We start from the raw sequence: 20297 nt of genomic DNA on the forward strand, positions 1-20297 counted from the left end.
CCGCTAATGGCTCCAGCCAGTGAATTTCTGAGCCAGCTTAAATGTCAGGATCAGCGGCACGGCGATGACAAACAGCATCACAAGCGAGAAGAAAGCCTGATTGAACGAGAGCACCGCAACCTGGGCCTGGATGCTGTTCTGGATAAGCACAGCCGCGCCTTCATTGGCGACCCCCGGATCGAGACCGCGATCAGTGAGCGCCGTGACAAGCGCTGATTGCCGCTCCTGGAACGGCAGACTGGAGGGGGTGATGTTTTCAATCAGGATACGGCGGTTGAGCGCGATCTGCCGGTCGATATAGGTGGTCAGAAACGAAATCCCGATGATCCCTCCCATTTGGCGGCCGAAATTGAACAGGCCGACACCGGACGCGACATGGGCTGGTTTCAGATCATTCAAAGTAATGAGCGTGACGGCGAGAAAGAGGAAGCCGAGACCTAGGCCGCGCACGAGCAAACCGATCCACAGATCATGCCCGCCGCTTTCGAGGTTCGACCCGGCGAGCATCCACATCGCTGTGATAAATAGCGCGATGCCGAACGGTACGAATTTGAGCGGATTGAGGTTCTTCGCGGAAATGAGCGCCCCGGCTATCAAGAGGCCAGTGCCCACCGCAAGGCTTGAGGGTAAGAGCAACAGCCCAGCGTCTATCGGCGGCATCGCGAGAACGTTGAGTGCGAAGACAGGAATTAGGAATGCGCTGCCAAACAGGGCGAAACCGGCAACGAAACTGACCAAAAAACCAAAGGCGAATCGCGGGTCAGTGAAAATTGACCTGTCAAAATAGCTTGGACGGCCCTTGCCGAGGATCAGCCTGCTGACAGCCACAGCGAATGCCGCTACGCCGATTACAGCCAAGGCCGTGATGTGGCCATCATGAAACCAGTTCCAACGAGAGCCTTCGAGCAATGCATAAATGAGCGCTGCCATGGCAACGGTGAACAAGCCGAATCCAATCCAGTCGAAGGGGTGCTTGGCGGCGCGCGTGTCCGGCAACAGGCCCTTGAACGGCACAACGCACAACAAGACAATGAGCGTCAACCCGGGATTGAGCCAGAAGACCCACGCCCAGGAGAAGTCGTTGGTGATCCAGCCCTGAACGGCAGGCGCGAGGGTCGTCGGCGCCATAACAACACCGAGCGCATAGAGCGCCTGAACCTGCCCCTGCTTGGAATTGGGAAAAAGCCTGAAGAGTATTGTCTGGGCTGAAACAAGCAGCGCCGCGCCAGCAGATCCCTGCACAGCACGTGCAGCAACGAAGGGAATGAACTCAATTGTGAGAGCGCAAATGACTGAAGCAGCGGCAACCAGTGCCATGGACCAGAAAAACGTCCAAGCCTCACCGAAGCGGCCGACAACCCAGGCTGCGGCCGGCAAACAAACTACCTTCGCCATGAGATAGCCTAGGTTTACCCACGACACCTCATCTGGCGTCGCGTGGGCGTCGCCCATGATCTGAGGCCGTGCGATCATGAAGATGGTCCCGTTCACCGCATCCATCAGAACTGCTGCCGTCATACCGATGGCGATCACCCACCGGGCGGCTGCATGCATTGCTGCGGGTTGAACACTGCTTCTGTCCGACGACGGCAGGTGCGTCAAATGCCGCCCCGGTAGAGAAGCCCGCGGGAGGTTTGGAGGTGGTGCTCGACAATCAAGGGCGCTCATTGCTTTCCCTCTCGTTCCAGCGCAAAGGCAATAGCCGGCCGGGTCGCAAAGCCATGTGCGAATCCCGGCGGCTCTACCGGCCGGCCCTTATGGTGCCGGGTGTCGACTCGAACTGTTGCCGACATGCCGGGCTTGAGCGCCATCAGGTTTTCCACCTCACTATGTGCAAGGATAATTTTTACGGGGACACGCTGGACAACCCGAACAAAATTTCCCGTGGCGTTGTCGGGAGGCAGCAGGCTGAATTCCGCACCACTCGCGGGAGCGACACTGTCCACGTAACCAGACAGATTTTGCCTTCCGAAACTGTCGATTGCTATCTGCACAGTCTGGCCTGGAGCCAATCGCGCGAGCTGAGTTTCCTTGAAGTTGGCAACGATCCATACTTCTTCACGAGGAACGATTGAGAGAAGCGGAACGCCAGGGCGTGCGTAATGCCCGACTTCCACGTGGCGGTTACCGATGATCCCGTCGGCGGGCGCACGGACAACGGTGTCCGCAAGTGCGATTTCAGCAAGACGTTTTCGGGCTGACGCCTGTTCGATCGCCGCATCAAGGCGGGACGCTTCTGTGTCGAGGACATTGAGTTTTTGGCGCTGCGCCGTGAGTGCGGCCTCTGCCTGCTGTACGCTGGCACGAGCACCCGTCTCGCTGGCCACGGCAGTATCCAGGCGCTGATGAGATGCCCAACCTTCACTCATAAGGCTCTCAGCCCGATTGCGATCGCGGCTAGCGCGAATTGCTTCAGCATTAGCCGCGACCAGACCAGCCTCAGCTTGTCCAATCAAGGCCTTCTGGAGGGTCCGTTCCTCGTCCAGGCTGGCTCGGGCTGCCTGAGCAGCGCGCAGGGCGGCGCCAGCCGCGGCGAGCTGTGCTTTATAACTTTCCGGATTGATACGGAACAGAATGTCACCGCGTGCCACGTGTTCATTATCGAAAACATCGACCTCAACCACATGTCCTGCAACATTGGGCGCGACAGCAACTATATCGCCGCGGACGTAGGCGTTGTCTGTTCTCTCCAAGAAGCGACCGTGTGTCCAGTAGGTGAGACCGTAATACGCACCAAGAGCAATGGCCGGAACAGCGATGAAAAGGAGCGTGGCCAGCTTGAATATATGCTTCTTCATAATTCGCTTCCTTGCTGAACGGTTAATCTGGCAGGAACGCGCTGGCTCACTCAGTTCTGGACGGAAGAGGCAAGTGGCAAGCGCGTTCCTTCGCTGGCGGGCTGTGGGGGCGCAGCACCGCCGGGTATTCATCCTGTTCAACCTTCGAAATTACCGGCGGGTTGTTCTTTTGACATGCAGAGCTGCACCCCGGAGATCGTGGCGACAGAGCCGCCGATCAGGACATGCGCCCACAAGGCTGCAGTCGAGGCGGCAAATCCTAGAACGAAGGGCGCGATGACGGTCCAAGAGCCGATGGCAGTATTCGCCCATTCGGACCAGTCGCCATATTTCCAGAGAGCGAAGACTGAACAGGCGATGATTAGGACGCCGGTCATATGAGAATTCCAGGCCGCACTCGGGCCGACTAAGAACGGCATGACCATTAGGGCAGCCCCAAGGGTGAGATTAACCAGCTCGAGGCCTTGGCTCGGGAGGGATTTGGACATGGGGGGCTCCTGCCTTACTTAAGGTACGGTACCGTACCGTTTACATTTTGGACACTACATCGTATTTGTCAAGTGCTAACCTTGGAAGTGGCAATGGGGAGATAGGAAATGGCGTCTGAACTTGGTGAACACAGACCACGCCGAAGGGCAGACAAGCGTGATGAAATACTGGCCGCCGCGACAGGTATCTTTCTTTCAGAGGGCTATGGCCGCGCCAGCATGGATCAGGTGCATGCAAAGATCGGCGGGTCCAAGCGCACGCTCTACAACCACTTTCGCAACAAAGAGGCGCTGTTTGAGGCAATTATCAACGATGTCTCGGACCGCGCCCTCGCCGCGCTGAAACCGCCCCTGGAGGAGGATGACCTGTCGAGCGCGCTGCTTAAGATGGGTACTGGATATCTGACTATTCTATTATCGCCCGAAGGCCTTGCGCTGTATCGCGCTATGATTTCCGAAGCGCCCCATTTCCAAGATCTCGCCCGCGCCTTTTTCGATAATGGTCCAAACCGAGGAAGCCGGCACCTGGCCAGTTTTTTTCGCGAACAGAAAGCCAAGGGGGTCGTCGACGTCAATGACCCGCAGATTGCGGCGGAACAATTCCTTGGTGCCGTACGGGGAGATGTACACCTCGCCGCGGCACTCGGCGTCCGGCAACCATCAAAACATCTCATTACAGCGACAGTAAAGCAGGCCGTAGATACATTCGTCCGTGGAACCGAACTAAAAAGCGACAATCGCTAACACCCCATTGCAAATTGAAAACGGATCAGCCTGGATATCAATGCCCCCCCCGAAGGAAGCCGCTGCCCCCAAGAGCTGCTGATGCGGGCGCAAACATGGTTCTGGAGTTTCTGCACATACATTCACCGCAGTCATGCGGTTTGGGAAAGTCCGGCGGCCCGTTTGTCCGCCTTAACTGCAACGAATTGACGATTTGAACTCCGCCGGTTTACGCGAACCCGAATGACTGCAAACGGGAAGTTTGCCGCTCAGGCAAAAGTCTCGCGCTGCGGGAGCGTGACCCAATCCGATGTAACGATCCAAGGAGGCAACTAGAGTGAACCGCACCGAGTTTGCCGGAGGCTGATTGCAGTTAGTTACGCGGCTCGTTCCTCAGTTTCCATAGCCGCATAGAAATTGGCCTCTGCTTCTGCCGGCGGGATGTTCCCAATGGTTCAAGCAGGCGGCGGTTGTTGAACCAATCCCCCCATTCAAGCGTTGCGTATTTCACGGCTTCGAAGTTGCGCCATGGGCCGCGGCGGTGAATAACCTCAACCTTGAAAAGGCCATTGATCGTTTCAGCCAGCGCGTGGTCATAGCTGTCCCCAACGCTGCCGACGGAAGGTTCGATGCCAGCTTCGCCCAACCGTTCTGTGTATTTGATCGAAAGGTATTGGCTGCCGCGGTCGGAGTGGTGAACAAGCCCCATCGCCTTTGTCGGCCGCCGCTCATGAACAGCCTGTTCCAGGGCGTCGAGAACGAACCCGGCATGCGCCGAAGTGCTGACACGACCCATTGACCGGCAGGCGGTTTGGCAAAGCCAAATCTGCCGAGAGGGGGCCGACAATCTTGCGGGCATAGGCGTCAATGACGAAGGCGACGTAGACGAACCTTTTCCAGGTGGCGACATAGGTGAAATCGCTGACCCAGAGCATGTTGGGCGCGAGCACACGGAACTGCCGGTTCACCTTGTCCATCCACTGCCCGGCAGCACATGCCACGCATGTGCGAGAGGGGGCACGGGACCTTTTTGTCGGGCACCGGGTGACGTGCTCCCCTGAAATGTCCGCGTTTTGAAGTTAGCCTGTTCTCCACACGAGGAGACAGACAATGCGGAAAAGCCGATTCAGCGAAGAGCAGATCATTGGCATCTTGAAGGAGCACCAGGCCGGGATAGGTGCCAAGGAACTGTGCCGCAAGCACGGCATTAGCGATGGCACCTTCTACAAATGGCGCTCGAAGTATGGCGGTATGGAATTGTCCGAGGCCAAGAGGCTGAAGGCCCTGGAGGCCGAGAACGCCAAGCTTAAGAAGATGCTTGCGGAGCACATGCTCGACGTCGCCACACTCAAGGAAATGCTGGGAAGAAACTTCTGAAGCCCGGTGCTCGGAAACGTGCCGTGGACTGGGCCATGACAGAGAAGAACTATAACCAGCGGCGGGCGTGTGCCTTGGCCGGGCTTGATCCGCGTGTCTATCGGCGAAGGTCAAGCAGGCCGGAGGACCAGGGGCTGCGTCAGCGGTTGAAAGAGTTGTCCGGAGAACGCAGGCGGTTCGGTTATCGGCGCCTGCATATTCTTCTGAACCGGGAGGGCTGGAAAGTGAACCGGAAGAAACTCTACCGGATCTACCGCGAAGAGGGCCTGACGGTGCGCAAGCGCGGTGGCCGTAAACGGGCGATTGGCACCCGTGCGCCGATGGCAAAACTGAATGGCTCCATCGGAAAACACCGCTGGCCGTCCAGGCCGCCCGTCAGGCGGCGCAAGCCAGGTCATCTCCTTGTCGACCCAGATCAGCAGCGATCCCCGCTTCCTGAGCGATCCGTTGTAGCTGGGCCAGTTCGTCGTGCGATAGCGGGTGGGAAGTGGCTTGCTCACGCAGCGCGTCTAACGGCATGGATTCGCGAAGTGAATCCCTCACAACGATAGTTCTGCAAAACGCCACCCAAGCCTGGGCCTCTGGCTTTCATGTTCAGTTGGCAAAGACAGTAACTTTGCCCGTGTTGACAAGGCCAGGGAACGGCTGCCCGGACAACTCACGGATTACGCGTACTTCATCTGTGGCCCTAAACCCATGGCCGATGGCTTGATGAAGGATCTCAAACGGGAAGGCGCTCCTCGCAAACGCATCCACGTCGAGGCGTTTGAGTTCAGATGAGGCTGAAGCGGCCGTTTATCTTCGAATGCAGGCAGGATTCTTACTAAACACCGCGCTGTGATTGCGAGAATGTGAAAACCCAAAGGGTGCTTCGAAGCCGGCACCGGCAGCCGAAACCTTTTTGCCTGATCACCCCGCAGATTTCCTGCTATTTGTGACCTTGTTCACAGGCAAGCCGCGGCAACCGGACTATGCCGCACCGGTCCCGGCATCTTGTGTTGCATCGATGGCTGCGCCGCCTGAAACTGCTGCGCAACGCGAACAGCAAAGAAACTGCCCCAAAAGGAGTCATAAGCATGCGCTTGCCTCATTCACTCGCATTTGCTGCAGCCTTTGCTGCCGGGCTTGCGGCCTTGCCCGCTGCTTCCCTTGCCCAAGGAGGGCTGAAACCAGTCAAGCTGCTGCAGACCTCTTCCGAAGCCCTGTTTCTGGAACGGCAGTTCTTCGGCCAGGTGGCGGCCAAGCAGACGGTGGACCTTGCATTTCAGGTCTCGGGGCAAATCTTGAAGTTCCCGGTCACCGAAGGCAGTGCAGTGGCAAAAGGGGGGCTGATTGCCGAGCTCGACCTGGAACCCTTCGCGCTGAAGCTCGAGCAGGCGCAGCTGCGTAAGGAACAGGCTGACCGCACCGTGGCACGCCTGAAAAATCTGTCCGGCACCGTCAGCCAGGTTTCGATCGACGACGCCGAGACCGAGGCGGGGCTGGCACGCGTAGCGCTGCGCGATGCAGAGTATGAATTCGAGCACGCTACCTTGGAGGCGCCCTTTGATGCGCTGGTTTCCAGCCGCGAGGTGGAGCAGTTCACTACCGTCAGCTCAGGAGCTCCCATCGTGCGGCTGCACGATATGTCTGAACTGTACATCAAGGTTGATGTGCCGGAAATCCTGTTCCAAAGGGCCGAGGAAAGCGACGTGCTGACGATCTCCGCAAATTTCCCCGGACAGGATACCGAGTATCCGCTGGAGATCCTGGAATATGACGCCGAGGCCAGCAGCGTCGGCCAGACCTACCAGGTAACATTCCGCCTGACCCCGCCTGAAGACCGCCAGATCCTGCCGGGCGCATCCGCAACTGTGAAAGTACGGGTCAACACCGGCGACGCAGGCATCAGGGTCCCCGCCACTGCCTTGGTGACAGCAACTGATGGCAGCACCGGGGTGATGGTCTATTCCCCAGCAGGCGCTGAGGAAGGCACCGTTGCATGGACCAAAGTGAAGGTTGAAGCCACTCAGAACGGTGATCTCCGCGTGGTGGACGGCCTGGCCGCAAACGAAGAGGTGGTGCTGACCGGGGGCGGCGCGCTGAAAGACGGCCAGAGAGTCAGACGCTTTACTGGCTTCGGGAACTGAGGGCAGGCAGATGGACATTGCACGCGGGTCGATCAACCGGCCGCTCTATACCTGGATCATCATGCTGGCTGCGCTGCTTGGCGGCATCTGGGGGTTTCTGAACTTGGGCCGGCTCGAAGATCCGGCCTTCACCATCAAATCCGCGGTTATCGCGACGCAATACCCCGGTGCCAACAGCGAACAGGTTGCGCGCGAAGTTTCCGAGCCTCTGGAATCCGCGATCCAAAAGATGGGCGAGGTCAAGCTGATCACTTCTGTCAACCAGCCCGGCTTCTCCCTGATCGAAGTGGAGATGCAGGATACGTACGACGGCACCGAACTGCCTGCCATCTGGACCAAGCTGCGTGCAGAAGTCCGCGATGCTGCCCGCGCTTTGCCGGAGGGCGTCAGTCAGCCAGTTGTGAACGACGGTTTTGGCGATGTGTTCGGCCTATTCTATGCGGTGACGGCAGAAGGCTACACGGACGCCGAAAAGCATGATCTGGCAACCTACTTGCGGCGCGAGTTGTTGACGGTGGACGGGGTGGCCGATGTTGAAATCGCCGGGCTGCCGCAGGAGGCGATCTTTGTCGAACCCACGCTGGCGGTCTCGGTCAATCAGAATGTTCCGATTGACGCGATTAGCAACGCGCTGGCCACTTCCAACTCGGTCCGCTCTGCAGGCAGTCTGGACGCCGGTCCTGCCGAAACCCTGATGCGTGCGCCGGAAGGCTCGGACTCGGTCTCCGAAATCCAGGGGCTTGCGATCGGCTGGCAGGGCGAAGTGGTCAACGTGATCGATATGGCCGACGTGCACCGCGGCCGTATCGACAACCCGGATCTGATCATCCGCTTTGACGGGGTTGAGGCCTTCACCCTCGGGATTGCGGGCCTTGCCACCGAAAACATCGTCGAAGTGGGCAAGAACGTTGACACCAAGCTGGCTGCACTGGACAGCCAAATCCCCTATGGTGTTGATTTAAAGCCGATCTACCAGCAGCATGTTGTGGTCGAGCAAGCCTCCAACGACTTTCTGGTAAACCTTGCCATGTCGGTTTCCATCGTGGTGGTCGTGCTGGCGCTGTTCATGGGCTGGCGCGCCGCTGTTGTGGTGGGCTCCACCCTTCTGCTGACCGTGGTGGGCACGCTGTTCTTCATGAACATGTTCTCGATCGAGATGGAGCGGATTTCGCTTGGTGCGCTGATCATTGCCATGGGGATGCTGGTCGACAATGCCATTGTCGTGGCGGAGGGAATGCAAATCTCCATGCTGCGCGGCAAGACTTCCCGCGAGGCGGCGCATGATGCGGCCTCGAAAACCCAGATCCCGCTTCTTGGCGCTACGGTGATCGGCATCATGGCCTTTGCCGGTATCGGTCTCAGCCCGGATGCGACTGGCGAGTTCCTGTTCTCGCTGTTTGCGGTAATTGCTATTTCGTTGCTGCTTAGCTGGTTCCTGGCTCTGACGGCCACCCCGCTGCTGGGCCACTACTTCTTCAAGCAGGGCAAGGAGGGGGACAGTGATGCCTATGATGGTGTCCTGTTCCGCACCTACGGCGCGATCCTGCGGGCATCTCTGAAGCTGCGCTGGATGGTCGTCGCTGGGCTGATTACCGTCACCGTGGTCTGCTTTATCGGTTTCGGACAGGTGCGGCAGCAATTCTTCCCGGATTCCAACACCCCGTTGTTCTTCGTCCATTACAAACTGCCGCAGGGCACTTCGATACAGACCACATCCGAGCATCTGCAAGTGTTCGAAGACTGGCTTGGCGCACGCGAAGATGTGGTTTCGGTGGCGTCCTTCACGGGTCAGGGGGCAACCCGCTTCATGCTGACCTATTCTGCCGAAAAGCCGAACCCCAGCTACGGCCACCTGATCATCCGTACCGCAAACCTGGACGCCATCCCGCCGCTGCAGGCTGAGCTGGAGGCGTTTGGCCAATCCCGCTTCCCTGAGGGCGAGTTCCGCACTAAGCGGCTGGTGTTCGGCCCGGGCGGCGGCGATCCGGTCCAGGTGCGCTTCTCCGGTCCCGACCCGCGCGTTCTGCGCAGCCTCGGCGAAGAAGCCATCCGGCGTCTGGAAGCAGCCTCCGCCAATATCCTGCTCCCGCGTCACAACTGGCGCGAGCAAGAGCCGGTGCTGAAACCTGTCTATGCCACTGACCGGGCTCAGACCGCTGGTGTCACCCGGGATAACATCGCCGACGCGCTGCAGTTTTCCACTGACGGCCTGCAAATGGGTGTCTTCCGGGAACGCGACCGGCTGATCCCCATTGTGGTGCGCCGCGCACCGGAAGAATCCTACAATATCTATGATCAAGTAGTGTTCTCCTCCTCTGCCGGAAAATTTCTGCCGCTGGAGCAGACGATCGACGGCATTGATGTCGAGGTGGAAAATACACTGGTACACCGCCGGGACCGGCTGCCGACGCTGACTGTCGGCGCGGACATCCCGCCGGACATGACCGCCGCCACCGTTTTTGCCGAGATACGAGACACGATCGAAGCGATCGAGATACCGCCCGGCTACGTGATGGAATGGGGCGGTGAGCATGAAAGCTCGGGCGACGCCAATGAAAGCCTTGGCAAGCAGCTGCCGGTGACCCTTCTGATCATGGTGCTGATTTCTGTGCTGCTGTTCAACGCGATCCGCCAGCCGGTCATTATCTGGCTGCTGGTGCCGATGTCGGTGAACGGTGTGGTGATCGGGCTGCTGGGTACGGGCTTTCCCTTCACCTTCACCGCCCTGCTGGGTCTCCTCAGCCTTTCGGGGATGCTGATCAAGAACGGTATTGTTCTGGTCGAGGAGATTGACCTGGTGCGCGAAACCGGCAAACCACTGCGCGAAGCCATTGTAGAAGCCTCGGTTTCGCGTCTGCGCCCGGTGATGCTGGCGGCGGTAACAACCATTCTCGGCATGGCGCCGCTGCTGACCGATGCTTTCTTCGTATCGATGGCAATCACCATCATGGGCGGGCTGGCCTTTGCCACCGTGCTGACGCTGGTAGCGGCCCCGGTTTTCTACCTGATCTTCTTCCGGGGCGTGGAAAAACGCGAGATGGCGGGCGCTTGATACCTGCCCTGCCTCTCAATCATCAAAGCCCCGGCGGGATCTTGCGACTCGCATGTGCCGGCCCACCTGACTTGTCACCAGGCGCGGGGCCGCTTCGGACTGGATCCGGGCCTTTTCTGTGCTCGTCTTGAACGCCCGTTCTTGGATGGGCAAATCCCGAGCTTTCAGCTCGTGACCGGGCTCTATCCGGATGCCGACTGCATCGGCATCCGGACGGAACTGGGTAGCTCAAACTCCCTGCGGCCCGGGAGCGGCGGAACGCGTCTCGTTCCGAGCCACTTTCCACCGCGGCCACAAGTCGCATGCGCTGCCCAGTTTCCGCCCCTGAGGGTGACGATCCCTTTTGGGGGAGCCGGACTGGACTGTTTGACTTGGGCAGCTGTGCCTTCAGCAAGAGACAATAGAAATCAGCGCGGCGCGCGCGGATTGCATATCCCAGGAGTCGTGGCAGGGCATCGACGGGCTGCGCCCACACTGCTTCCGGCTCGGGCTTTAGGCTCTGGACTCATTGAGTTTCAAAGCCAGTAGATAACGAGGGCTGCAAGCGCGATTGCTGACAGGAAGACTTTTGGGCATCTGTCGTATCGTGTCGCAACCCGCCGCCAGTCCTTCAGCCTGCCGAACATAATCTCAATGCGGTTGCGCCGCTTATATCGGCGTTTGTCGTATCTGATGGCTTTCTTGCGCTGCTTTCGACCGGGGATGCAGGCGCGTATCCCTTTGTCTTTCAAAGCTTCTCTAAACCAATCGGCATCATACCCGCGATCTCCGAGAAGCCATTGGACGTCAGGCAGGCCACTCAGCAGCGCCTTTGCACCGGTGTAATCACTGACCTGTCCGGCAGTCACGAACAGGTTCAGTGGACGCCCCTGGCTGTCACAGATTGCGTGCAGCTTAGTGTTCATGCCGCCCTTAGTGCGCCCGATCAGGCGCCCACGCCCCCCTTTTTAACCCCAAGACTGGAGGCCGTACGGTGTGCTTTCAGGTAAGTTGCGTCGATCATCACAGTCTTTTCCTCACCGTGATCAACAGCCAGACCGGCCATCATCTGGGCAAAGATGCCTTTGTCGCTCCACCGCTTCCAACGATTGTACAAGGTCTTGTGCGGGCCGTAATTTTTGGGCGCATCACGCCAGCGCAAACCATTGCGATTGATGAAGATAATTCCGCTCAGAACACGCCGGTCATCAACACGCGGCTTACCGTGGGACTTCGGAAAATAAGGCTCAAGACGGGCCATCTGCGCGTCCGTCAGCCAGAAAAGATCAGACATATCACCGCTCATTTTTCGAACTGTGAATCACGCCACCCACCGGAAATCAATGGGTCCTGACCCTAAGGCGCAGCCGCCCGAACGTGAGAACCAAGCCAAAACCGAAGGGCGGGCAATTCTTGCTCGCAAGTTGTCGGCCAAAAGCGCGTAGGCGAGCGCGTTGACGGCGGCCAGTCCGACAAACGTTACTACGAGAATTGCAAACTGAGGCAGCAGCGGTGTGTCCAAGACAACAAATTGAGGAACGAACGCGATAAAAAACACGATAGATTTCGGATTGAGAGCCGTTACAGCGGCAGCATCGCCGAACACGCTCGACGCGCTGGTTTGCGATACCCTTTCCAAATCGCCCAACGAAGCTGTTGATGCACTTCGGAAAAGTTTGATCCCAAGAAAAACGAGATATGCTGCACCAATCCACTTCAGGGCAGTAAACAGAGTCGCTGACGCAAGGACCAAAGCCCCCAACCCAGCGAGCGACGCGGACATGGCGATGAAGTCACCCAGAGCAACGCCGCCCACGGTCGCAATGGCGACTCTTTTGCCTTGGCTGATTGCGTAGCTGAGGACGAGTAGGACTGTTGGTCCAGGAATGAGCAAGAGTGCTGTGGAAGCCGCGACGAAAGCCAGCCAAATTTGAAAATCCATGAAAACACCTTTCCAACTTTAAGCTGAGCCAGCCACAGGAGCAGAAGGCTGTAAAGGGGGAATTCATGATCCGGCTATTGCGATGCGGCATCAGCCACGATGGACTCTTTTGGCATCTTCGCTGCCTACCGCATGAACGTTCGTTTTCTGGGTTTGGGTCAGAAACCTGACAAGAAGGTCGGCCTTGCTTGGCATTCTACATTTGGGAAGTGGCGGACCGAGGAGGATTCGAACCCCCGACCCCTTGATTCGTAGTCAAGTACTCTATCCAGCTGAGCTATCGGTCCACTGCGGCGGGGTTTAATCATAGCACCGCACGGGCGCAACCCCAAAAAACCAAAATACCGCCCTGCCCTGCAACTTTCCGGCGCGCGCCTCCCCAGCGGGGTCACAGCGTGCCATCGCCTTTGGGCAGGCATATCTCGAACACGGTGCCCTCGGGGCCGGTTTGCTGCAGCTTAACGGTGCCGCCGTGGCCGCGGGCCAGTTCGTCCGCGATGGCCAGTCCCAGTCCGGTGCCGCCCTTCCGGGCACCGCCCTGAAAGGGGGTGAACAGGTTGTCCTGCGCGCGTTTCGGCAGCCCCGGACCGGTGTCGGCAACGGTGATGTACCAGGCCTCCTCCTCCTCGCGCGCGTCGACCCTGACCTGCCCCGGCCTGCCGGCGGTGGCGATGGCCTGACGGGCATTGCGCACCAGGTTCAGGACGATGCGGAACAGCTGTTCCGGATCGGCGCGCATCCTCATTGGCTTGGGCACCGCATTGATGATTTCCACCGCCGCGCTGTCCGCCGCCAGCTGCTCGCTCTCGGCGATATCGGCGGTGATTTCATGCAGGCAGACCACACCGAAGGTTGGCGACGGCTCCTCTGCCCGGCCGAACGCCAGGGTGCCCTCGCACAAGGACACCGCGCGGGTGATTGAATTGACCAGCTTCGGCGCCAGGCGGCGCACCAGCGGGTCCTCGCTCATCTCGATGCGGTCGGTGAACAGCTGCGCCGAGGTCAGGATGTTGCGCAGATCGTGGCTCACCTTGGCCACTGCCCCGCCCAGCTGCGCCAGCCGCTCGCGCTGCTTCAGCGCCTGAGTCAGCTCAGTCTGCAGCTGCATCAGCGCTTCTTCTGCCTCGCGCAGCTCCACCACGCTGGAACTGGGGTGGATGATGCCGCGCGCATCCTCCGGGGCCGCCGCATAGCGCTGCATGTACCCCACCACGCCTTTGATCGGCTTCACCAGCACGATCCGCACCGCCCCGAACAGCAGCACCGCGGTGATGACCGAAATCACTGCCGAAAGGATTAAAATCCGCACCCCGTAGTCGATCATCGCCGCGCGCAGCGGTCCGGTTTCCATGGTAACCTCGATCAGCAGGCCAGCCCCGCGCACCGGCGCGCCGATCACCCGGATAATCTCATTCCCGGGCGTCGCCAGCCGCATCATCGCATCGCGGATCAGCGTCATCGCACCGGCCATGCGCAGGTCATAGGTGGCGGTGATCTGCCCCGGGATCGGTGAAGCCAGCATCAGCTGGCGGATTTCGTCGCGGCGCAGCACCACATTGTAGACGCCCGCGTTTTCCAACAGCTCCGCTTCCAGCTCGGTCTCGAGCATGTCGTCTGCCAGCAGCGCCAGCGACGCGATCTGCGCCCGTTCCAGCCGGTCAGCCAGGTAATCCTCGCGGAACCGCGCAATCGACGGCACAAAGATCAGCACCTCGGCCAGCATCACAAAGACCGTGGTCAGGATCAGGAATCTGCCCGAGAGCGTGTTGAGCATGAAGCGGCCTTCAGTTCATGAAATCCTGCGCTGAACAAAGCGCACGGCGCGTTTAACAAGACTGCTTTCAAACAGCCGCGGAGAAAAATAGGCCCCCGCCGCCCGTTTGTTAATCTCGCTGATCGTGGGGTAAGGCGCAACCATTGCAGCAACTTGGCTCATTTTCAGGTTGCTGGCGATGGCCATTGACCACAGCCCGATTAGTTCGCCCGCCTGATGGCCCGCAATGGTGGCGCCTACGGGGCGGCCTTTGACCACCATCACCTTGATGAAGCCTGTAGTCTTGCGTTCGGCAATGGCACGGTCGTTGTGATGGTAATCAAACCGCACCACTTCCAGCTTGACGCCAAAGCGGTCGCGGGCCTGCATCTCGGTCAGCCCCACCTGCGCCAGCTCCGGATCGGTGTAGGTGGCCCAGGGGATATGGCTGGTCTTCGCCTTTGACGGCAGGCCGAACAGGGCAGAGCGGATGATGACGCTGGCGTGGTAGCCCGCCACATGGGTGAACTGCATACCCCCTGCCACATCGCCGATGGCATAGACGCGGCGGTTGGTGGTCAGCAGGCTCTCGTCCACCTTGATGCCATTGCCTTGCGTTTCGATCCCGGCAGCGGCGAGGTTCAGCCGCTCCACATTCGCCTTACGCCCCACCGCCATCAGCAGATGCGAACCGCGGAAGGTGCTGCCGTCCTTGGTTTCGACCTCGATGGCACCCGTCTGCCCGGAAACACGCGCGACCATGGCGCCCTCAGCGATCTCGACGCCTTCCGCGCGCAAGGCGTCCAGCACCAGCGCTGCGGCCTCCGGGTCGTCCTTGCCCAGCGCCCGCAGGCCTTCGATCACCGTGACCTTGCAGCCCAGCCGCACATGCGTCTGTGCCATTTCCATTCCGATCGGGCCGCCGCCGATGATCAGCAAATGCTCTGGTTTCTCGCGCAGGTCGAACAAAGTCTCGTTGGTCTCAAAGGGAACCCTGTCCAGCCCCGGGACCGGTGGCACCAGCGGCGACGATCCGGTGGCAATCACCACCCGCCGGGCTGTGATGCGGTACTCGCCCGCAGCAACTTCGGTTTCCGAGACAAAATGCCCGAATTCGCGGATCACCCGCACGCCGAAGCCCTCGAACCGCTCCTGGCTGTCCACCGGGGCGATGGTTTCGATCACTTGCCGCACATGCTCCTTGGCCGCCGCGTAATCCGGTTGCGGCACCTGATCCGCCACGCCGAAATCCGCGGTATGCGCCTGGCCATAGGCCGCCTTGCCGCTGGCCAGCAGCGCCTTGGACGGCACGCAACCGTAGTTCAGGCAGTCGCCGCCCATCTTGTGGCCTTCCAGCAGCACCACGTCAGCCCCCATCTGGCTGGCCCCGGCAGCCACCGACAGCCCGCCGGAACCGGCCCCGATGACCAGAAGATCACATGTGATACGGCTCATGTTAGCTGTCCTTCTTTGCTTGGCCGCGCAGGTTGCCGCGCACCGCTTTCACCAGGATCGGCATCGCTGCCAGCACGCACAGCCCCAGAATCGGGCCGATCACATGCGGCTCCCACAGCAGGCTCAGGTCGGGATCGCCGCCGCGGTCAAAGACCGAGCCGACCCCCACACCGATCCAGGTAAAGACGATAGCGCCCGGGATAATCCCCAACGCGGTGGTCCACAGAAAGTTGCGGAACTTCACCCCCACCAGCGCCGGCAGCAGGTTCGCCACAAAGAACGGCACCGCCGGCACCAGCCGCAGCAGCAGCAGCACCTCGATCTCGTTTTTCCGCAGGGCCTGTTTCAGCATCTGCACCCGGCCCTCCGCCGCCTCTATCTTGGCCGTGAGCCAGGCACCCAGCCCCATACGCGCCGCCAGAAAGATGCCCGCCGCGCCGATGGTGGCAGAGATTACGTTGAACGCGGCGCCCGCCGCTAGCCCGAACAGGAAACCGCCCGTAACCGAGGCCACCGCCGCACCCGGCAGCGAAAACACCACGATCACGATGTAGATGCCCATGAACAGCGCCACCAGGCCAAGGTAATTCTGGTCCCGGAACGCCATCAGCGCCTCGCGGTTGTCGCGCAGGGTGTCGAAGGTCAGGTAATCCTTCAGCAGCACCGCGCCGATCAGCGCAACTGCCACCACCGCCATCAGCGGCAGATGCCGCGCCAGGCCCGGCTTGGCGCTGTCCTGCTCCTTGGATTCGGATTCTGTTTCCGGTGTTTCTGTCATGCCGCCCATCCGGTCCGTTTCAATTGCGCTTTGTCTGTTGCTACGTGTTAAATGGCGCTTCCGCGAGGGAGGTTCCGCCCGCCTCACAGGCGCTTGATCGCAACAGCGGATTCCGTGAGGTTTATGGCAGAATCAGCCGCCCCATGTTACGTCCGCTGCGTCCTGGCAGGCCGTCCGGGGCCAGTTTCTGGCAGAAATGTTGCACTTGAAACTGCGGCGCGGTCATAATTGGGTATGATTTTTCACCCCAAAAGGTGATTTCCCGCCCCACAGGGTTTGACTTACCCGCCATTCCCTCCTAAAGACCGGGCTTCGAGATAGACCCCGGGCGGGCGATTCCGCGCACCCGACGAAAAAAATGTGGAGACCGGAGCGATGAAACGCACCTATCAGCCTTCGAACCTGGTTCGCAAACGCCGCCACGGCTTCCGTGCGCGCATGGCCACCAAGGCAGGCCGCAAGATCCTGAACGCACGCCGCGCACGCGGCCGCAAAGAACTGAGCGCATAAGCTCAGTTCCTGTTCTGACGGACATGACACCGCCGGAGGCCCCCAAGGACGGCAACGCTGCCCGCGGGGACACGCCTCCGGCGGTGTCCGTTTGCGCATCTCCTGCGCAACAGATCGAGGTCATGGCCAAGCGCCGTGATTTCCTCGCCTGTGCCCGCCCGCCTGCCCGCAAGCAGGGCACCAAGGGCATGATGGTGCAGGGCCGGAACCGCTGCGATGACGGCGGCATCCGCATGGGTTTTACCTGTTCCAAGAAGGTCGGCAATGCCGTGGCCCGCAACCGCGCCAAGCGCCGCCTGCGCGAGGCCGCGCGGATGATTCTGCCAACCCACGGCCGCCCCGGCTGGGATTACGTCCTGATCGGCCGCGCCATTGAGACCGCCCAGCGCCCGTTCGAGGAGCTGAAGCGCGACCTGATCTACGCGCTGAAAAAGATCCACGGGCAGTAAATGCCCCGGCTTTTCGCCGCATTGCCTGTCAGCCGCCCTGCCCCTATCTATCTGCCATGACCCCGCTAGCCCATCTCTTTGCCCTGCCTGTGCGCGCCTACAGGCTGCTGTTCAGCCCCTGGGTCGGCTTCAACTGCCGTTACCAGCCCACCTGCTCCGCCTACGCTCTTGAAGCACTGCACAAGCACGGCGCCATCAAGGGCGCTTGGCTGACCGCCCGCCGTATCGGCCGCTGCCACCCCTTTGGCGGCGACGGCTATGACCCGGTGCCGGACAAACACGACTAGCGCCCGCACGCCTTTTTTCCTTGGCAAAAGCGCGCGCCTCGGCTAGGGCGCGGCCATGCTTGATGATGATCTGGACGAAATCCACCCGCTGTTTGCCGGCGCTCCCTCGACCACTGAGTTCAAGAAGCTCAGGAAACGCATCGTGCGCTATGCCCGCGAGGCGATTGAGCAATATGGCATGGTGGAACGCCGCGAGGACGGCAGCACGCCCAAGTGGCTGGTGTGCCTGTCAGGCGGCAAGGACAGCTACACCCTGCTGGCGGTGCTCTACGAGTTGAAATGGCGCGGCCTGTTGCCGGTGGATCTCTTGGCTTGCAACCTGGATCAGGGCCAGCCCGGCTTTCCGGCTACGGTGCTGCCGGAGTTTCTGGAAAAGATGGGCGTGCCGCACCGGATCGAATATCAGGACACTTATTCCATTGTCGTCGACAAGGTGCCGCAGGGGCGCACCTATTGCGCCCTGTGCTCGCGCCTGCGCCGCGGCAACCTCTACCGCATCGCGCGCGAGGAGGGCTGCTCGGCGGTGGTGCTGGGCCATCACCGCGACGACATCCTGGAAACCTTCTTCATGAACCTCTTTCACGGCGGCCGCCTCGCGACCATGCCGCCCAAGCTGGTCAATGAGGAAGGCGACCTGTTCGTGTTCCGCCCGCTGGCCCACGTGGCAGAGGCCGATTGCGAGAAGTTTGCGCGCGCGATGAACTATCCGATCATCCCCTGCGATCTCTGCGGCAGCCAGGACGGGCTGCAACGCCAGCAGGTGAAACAGATCCTGGACCAGTGGGAATCAAATTCGCCGGGCCGCCGCCAGGTGATGTTCCGGGCGCTGATGAATGCGCGCCCGTCGCACCTTCTGGACCCCAAATTATTCGATTTCGCGGGTCTGGAGCTGAAGAATGAGGATTCCGGGCCGGAAATTTCCGCAATTCCCAAGCTGCGTTAACTCCCGGGTTAGATCAGCACCTTAGTCTCAGCCCCGAATGGACGGCTGCAGACGAAAGGTCTGAGAATGAAGATTACGGGTTCAGGCTTTCCGGAACGGCTCCGGAATTTCCTTGCCACGGCACTTGTCGGGCCGCCGATGCTTGCCTTTCTGCCAGCCTTGACCCTCGCGACCTTCTGGCTCGGCGGCGAAACGGCGCTGCTGGCTGTGGCCCTTGGCCTGCCGGTGCTGTTTGCCGCAGCTGGCGGATTCTCCAAGCGCGGCGACGGCGTGCCGCGCGATTCCGTCACAGGCATGATGCTGCGTGACGGGTTCGAACAGGAAACCGCCCGCCTTTATCAGGACTGCACCGACGCAAGCCTGCGCTCGGCCGTGTTTGTGCTGGAACTTGACGAATACAAGGAACTGACCGACCGCCACGGCCAGGAGGCAGGCGACCGCATCATGCAGCATTGCGGCGCGCAGATTGTCTCCATCCTGCGCCAGAATGACACCGTCGCCCGCATCGGCGACAACCGGTTTGCCATCTGCCTGGCGCCCACCCTGCAGCTCGACCTGGAACTGTGCATTCAGCTCGCCGGGCGCCTGCAAAGCGCGGCGGAGGAGCCGCTGGCGCTGGATGGCGCCACCGTTTACATCACTGCCTCGGTCGGTTTCTGCCAGCACGGCCGCGCGCCGGGCAGCACCAGCGCAGACTGGATTGCCGCCGCCGTTTCCGCCCTGTCGGAGGCGCACGGCAACGGCCCCGGCGGCATCCGTGCCTACTCCAGCGATATGCCGGCCCGCGGCAGCAGCCGCTCCAGCCTGCGCGAGGAAGCCGCGGCGGCGCTGGAAACCGGCCAGATTCAGGCCTGGTTCCAGCCGCAGATCTGCACCGATACCGGCAGGGTCTCGGGGTTTGAGGCGCTGGCGCGCTGGCTGCACCCGGTGCAGGGGCTGATCCCGCCCTCCACCTTCCTGCCCGCGCTGGAGGAAGCCAACCTGATGGACCGGCTGAGCCAGGTAATGCTCTACAACGCGCTGGTCGCCATCAAGGCCTGGGATGATGCCGGAGTGAATGTTCCTTGCGTCGGCGTCAACTTTGCCACCCAGGAGCTGCGCAACCCAGGGCTTGCAGGCCGCATCAAGTGGGAGCTGGAGCGCTTCGGCCTGCCTGCCGACCGCCTCTGCGTCGAAATCCTGGAAACCGTGATGACCGACCAGCCCGACGATGTGGTCACCCGCAACATCCTCGCCCTCAGCGAGCTGGGCTGCCCGATCGACCTGGACGATTTCGGCACCGGCCATGCTTCGATCTCCGCCGTGCGCCGCTTTAATATCTCCCGCATCAAGATCGACCGCACATTCGTGATGAAGGCGGACCAGGACCCGGAACAGCAGAAACTGATCTCTGCCATCCTGACAATGGCAGAGCGGCTGGACCTCGACACCCTGGCCGAGGGGGTGGAAACCGCGGGCGAACACGCGCTGCTGGCGCAGCTGGGCTGCGGCCATGTGCAGGGCTTCGGCATCGGACGCCCGATGCCCTTTGACCAGACACTGGACTGGATCACCGCCCACGAGGCCAAACTGCAGGATGCGCCGGCGATCGGCCGCCAGACACCCTGAAGGCTCAATTCCTTTGACTTTCTGCC

Annotated in this window: 16 protein-coding genes, 1 tRNA gene and 3 pseudogenes; 9 read left to right on the top strand and 11 right to left on the bottom strand. The window is 60.6% G+C overall.

Translation table 11 applies throughout. From position 1 onward, the window contains the following. Positions 1-3 precede the first annotated feature (3 nt). The 3 genes from AC5STB_RS03225 to AC5STB_RS03235 form a co-directional block, all read right to left on the bottom strand. Positions 4-1533, bottom strand: coding sequence for a DHA2 family efflux MFS transporter permease subunit (locus tag AC5STB_RS03225; protein ID WP_495441554.1), 1530 nt, complete (start codon positions 1531-1533; stop codon positions 4-6). A 131-nt stretch (positions 1534-1664) separates the two neighbouring features. Next, a complete protein-coding gene (locus AC5STB_RS03230; RefSeq protein ID WP_495441555.1) occupies positions 1665-2798 on the bottom strand; it encodes an HlyD family secretion protein in 1134 nt (377 codons plus the stop codon). A gap of 137 nt (positions 2799-2935) precedes the next feature. Then, a complete protein-coding gene (locus AC5STB_RS03235) occupies positions 2936-3286 on the bottom strand; it encodes an SPW repeat protein (protein ID WP_495441556.1) in 351 nt (116 codons plus the stop codon). A 108-nt stretch (positions 3287-3394) separates the two neighbouring features. Between AC5STB_RS03235 and AC5STB_RS03240 the strand changes: the two genes are divergently transcribed. Then, complete coding sequence (locus AC5STB_RS03240; RefSeq protein WP_495441557.1) at positions 3395-4030, top strand: TetR/AcrR family transcriptional regulator; 636 nt, start codon at positions 3395-3397, stop codon at positions 4028-4030. Positions 4031-4386: 356 nt separating this feature from the next. Here the strand turns inward: AC5STB_RS03240 and AC5STB_RS03245 are convergent. Then, a pseudogene (locus AC5STB_RS03245) lies at positions 4387-4986 on the bottom strand (IS3 family transposase); the annotation flags it as partial. Positions 4987-5119: 133 nt separating this feature from the next. Here AC5STB_RS03245 and AC5STB_RS03250 point away from each other — a divergent pair. After that, a pseudogene (locus AC5STB_RS03250) lies at positions 5120-5745 on the top strand (transposase); the annotation flags it as partial. On the opposite strand, the pseudogene AC5STB_RS03255 reads toward AC5STB_RS03250, so the two are convergent. Further along, positions 5710-5886: pseudogene (locus AC5STB_RS03255) on the bottom strand (transposase); the annotation flags it as partial. The pseudogenes AC5STB_RS03250 and AC5STB_RS03255 overlap by 36 nt on opposite strands. Positions 5887-6462: 576 nt before the next feature. Here AC5STB_RS03255 and AC5STB_RS03260 point away from each other — a divergent pair. Then, a complete protein-coding gene (locus AC5STB_RS03260) occupies positions 6463-7515 on the top strand; it encodes an efflux RND transporter periplasmic adaptor subunit (RefSeq protein ID WP_495441558.1) in 1053 nt (350 codons plus the stop codon). A gap of 10 nt (positions 7516-7525) precedes the next feature. Then, positions 7526-10567 carry an efflux RND transporter permease subunit gene (locus tag AC5STB_RS03265; RefSeq protein ID WP_495441559.1) on the top strand — a complete coding sequence of 1014 codons (3042 nt, stop codon included), beginning with the start codon at positions 7526-7528 and terminating at the stop codon, positions 10565-10567. Between the two features lie 515 nt (positions 10568-11082). On the opposite strand, the gene AC5STB_RS03270 is transcribed toward AC5STB_RS03265, so the two are convergent. The 6 genes from AC5STB_RS03270 to AC5STB_RS03295 form a co-directional block, all read right to left on the bottom strand. Next, positions 11083-11840 (bottom strand): IS5 family transposase gene (locus AC5STB_RS03270; RefSeq protein WP_495441560.1). Its coding sequence is split into 2 segments (ribosomal slippage): positions 11083-11516 and positions 11516-11840, totalling 759 coding nucleotides; the frame shifts between segments, so codons are not numbered across the junction. A gap of 27 nt (positions 11841-11867) precedes the next feature. Then, positions 11868-12488: a LysE family translocator gene (locus tag AC5STB_RS03275; protein WP_495441561.1), complete on the bottom strand. Its 621-nt coding sequence runs from the start codon at positions 12486-12488 to the stop codon at positions 11868-11870. A 210-nt stretch (positions 12489-12698) separates the two neighbouring features. After that, positions 12699-12775: transfer RNA gene (locus tag AC5STB_RS03280), tRNA-Arg, on the bottom strand. A 101-nt stretch (positions 12776-12876) separates the two neighbouring features. Beyond that, complete coding sequence (locus tag AC5STB_RS03285) at positions 12877-14262, bottom strand: sensor histidine kinase (RefSeq protein ID WP_495441562.1); 1386 nt, start codon at positions 14260-14262, stop codon at positions 12877-12879. A 15-nt stretch (positions 14263-14277) separates the two neighbouring features. Then, entirely contained in the window at positions 14278-15696 is a 1419-nt protein-coding gene (locus tag AC5STB_RS03290; protein ID WP_495441563.1) for a dihydrolipoyl dehydrogenase family protein, read from the bottom strand. A 1-nt stretch (position 15697) separates the two neighbouring features. Beyond that, a complete protein-coding gene (locus AC5STB_RS03295) occupies positions 15698-16483 on the bottom strand; it encodes a TVP38/TMEM64 family protein (protein WP_495441564.1) in 786 nt (261 codons plus the stop codon). A 366-nt stretch (positions 16484-16849) separates the two neighbouring features. Here AC5STB_RS03295 and rpmH point away from each other — a divergent pair, with 366 nt between their 5' ends. The 5 genes from rpmH to AC5STB_RS03320 all read left to right on the top strand — a co-directional run bounded on the left by rpmH (position 16850) and on the right by AC5STB_RS03320 (position 20271). Further along, entirely contained in the window at positions 16850-16984 is a 135-nt protein-coding gene (rpmH, locus tag AC5STB_RS03300) for a 50S ribosomal protein L34 (RefSeq protein WP_008554144.1), read from the top strand. Positions 16985-17007: 23 nt separating this feature from the next. Further along, positions 17008-17433 carry a ribonuclease P protein component gene (gene rnpA / locus AC5STB_RS03305; RefSeq protein WP_495441565.1) on the top strand — a complete coding sequence of 142 codons (426 nt, stop codon included), beginning with the start codon at positions 17008-17010 and terminating at the stop codon, positions 17431-17433. A gap of 56 nt (positions 17434-17489) precedes the next feature. Beyond that, on the top strand, positions 17490-17720 hold the full coding sequence (gene yidD / locus AC5STB_RS03310; RefSeq protein ID WP_495441566.1) for a membrane protein insertion efficiency factor YidD: 231 nt from the start codon (positions 17490-17492) through the stop codon (positions 17718-17720). A 55-nt stretch (positions 17721-17775) separates the two neighbouring features. Then, on the top strand, positions 17776-18663 hold the full coding sequence (gene ttcA / locus AC5STB_RS03315; protein WP_495441568.1) for a tRNA 2-thiocytidine(32) synthetase TtcA: 888 nt from the start codon (positions 17776-17778) through the stop codon (positions 18661-18663). A 66-nt stretch (positions 18664-18729) separates the two neighbouring features. Further along, complete coding sequence (locus AC5STB_RS03320; RefSeq protein ID WP_495441569.1) at positions 18730-20271, top strand: putative bifunctional diguanylate cyclase/phosphodiesterase; 1542 nt, start codon at positions 18730-18732, stop codon at positions 20269-20271. The last annotated feature ends 26 nt before the right edge of the window (positions 20272-20297 follow it).

The sequence above is a fragment of the Leisingera sp. CC-HEC093 genome, from assembly GCF_059429195.1.

Excerpts from the sequence above, each read along its gene's own strand:
- AC5STB_RS03265 (WP_495441559.1), top strand. The coding sequence starts at position 7,526 with ATGGACATTGCACGCGGGTCGATCAACCGGCCGCTCTATACCTGGATC.
- rnpA (WP_495441565.1), top strand. The coding sequence starts at position 17,008 with ATGACACCGCCGGAGGCCCCCAAGGACGGCAACGCTGCCCGCGGGGAC.
- AC5STB_RS03320 (WP_495441569.1), top strand. The coding sequence starts at position 18,730 with ATGAAGATTACGGGTTCAGGCTTTCCGGAACGGCTCCGGAATTTCCTT.
- AC5STB_RS03260 (WP_495441558.1), top strand. The coding sequence starts at position 6,463 with ATGCGCTTGCCTCATTCACTCGCATTTGCTGCAGCCTTTGCTGCCGGG.
- AC5STB_RS03295 (WP_495441564.1), bottom strand. The coding sequence starts at position 16,483 with ATGGGCGGCATGACAGAAACACCGGAAACAGAATCCGAATCCAAGGAG.
- yidD (WP_495441566.1), top strand. The coding sequence starts at position 17,490 with ATGACCCCGCTAGCCCATCTCTTTGCCCTGCCTGTGCGCGCCTACAGG.
- rpmH (WP_008554144.1), top strand. The coding sequence starts at position 16,850 with ATGAAACGCACCTATCAGCCTTCGAACCTGGTTCGCAAACGCCGCCAC.
- AC5STB_RS03230 (WP_495441555.1), bottom strand. The coding sequence starts at position 2,798 with ATGAAGAAGCATATATTCAAGCTGGCCACGCTCCTTTTCATCGCTGTT.
- AC5STB_RS03275 (WP_495441561.1), bottom strand. The coding sequence starts at position 12,488 with ATGGATTTTCAAATTTGGCTGGCTTTCGTCGCGGCTTCCACAGCACTC.
- ttcA (WP_495441568.1), top strand. The coding sequence starts at position 17,776 with ATGCTTGATGATGATCTGGACGAAATCCACCCGCTGTTTGCCGGCGCT.
- AC5STB_RS03285 (WP_495441562.1), bottom strand. The coding sequence starts at position 14,262 with ATGCTCAACACGCTCTCGGGCAGATTCCTGATCCTGACCACGGTCTTT.
- AC5STB_RS03235 (WP_495441556.1), bottom strand. The coding sequence starts at position 3,286 with ATGTCCAAATCCCTCCCGAGCCAAGGCCTCGAGCTGGTTAATCTCACC.
- AC5STB_RS03240 (WP_495441557.1), top strand. The coding sequence starts at position 3,395 with ATGGCGTCTGAACTTGGTGAACACAGACCACGCCGAAGGGCAGACAAG.
- AC5STB_RS03290 (WP_495441563.1), bottom strand. The coding sequence starts at position 15,696 with ATGAGCCGTATCACATGTGATCTTCTGGTCATCGGGGCCGGTTCCGGC.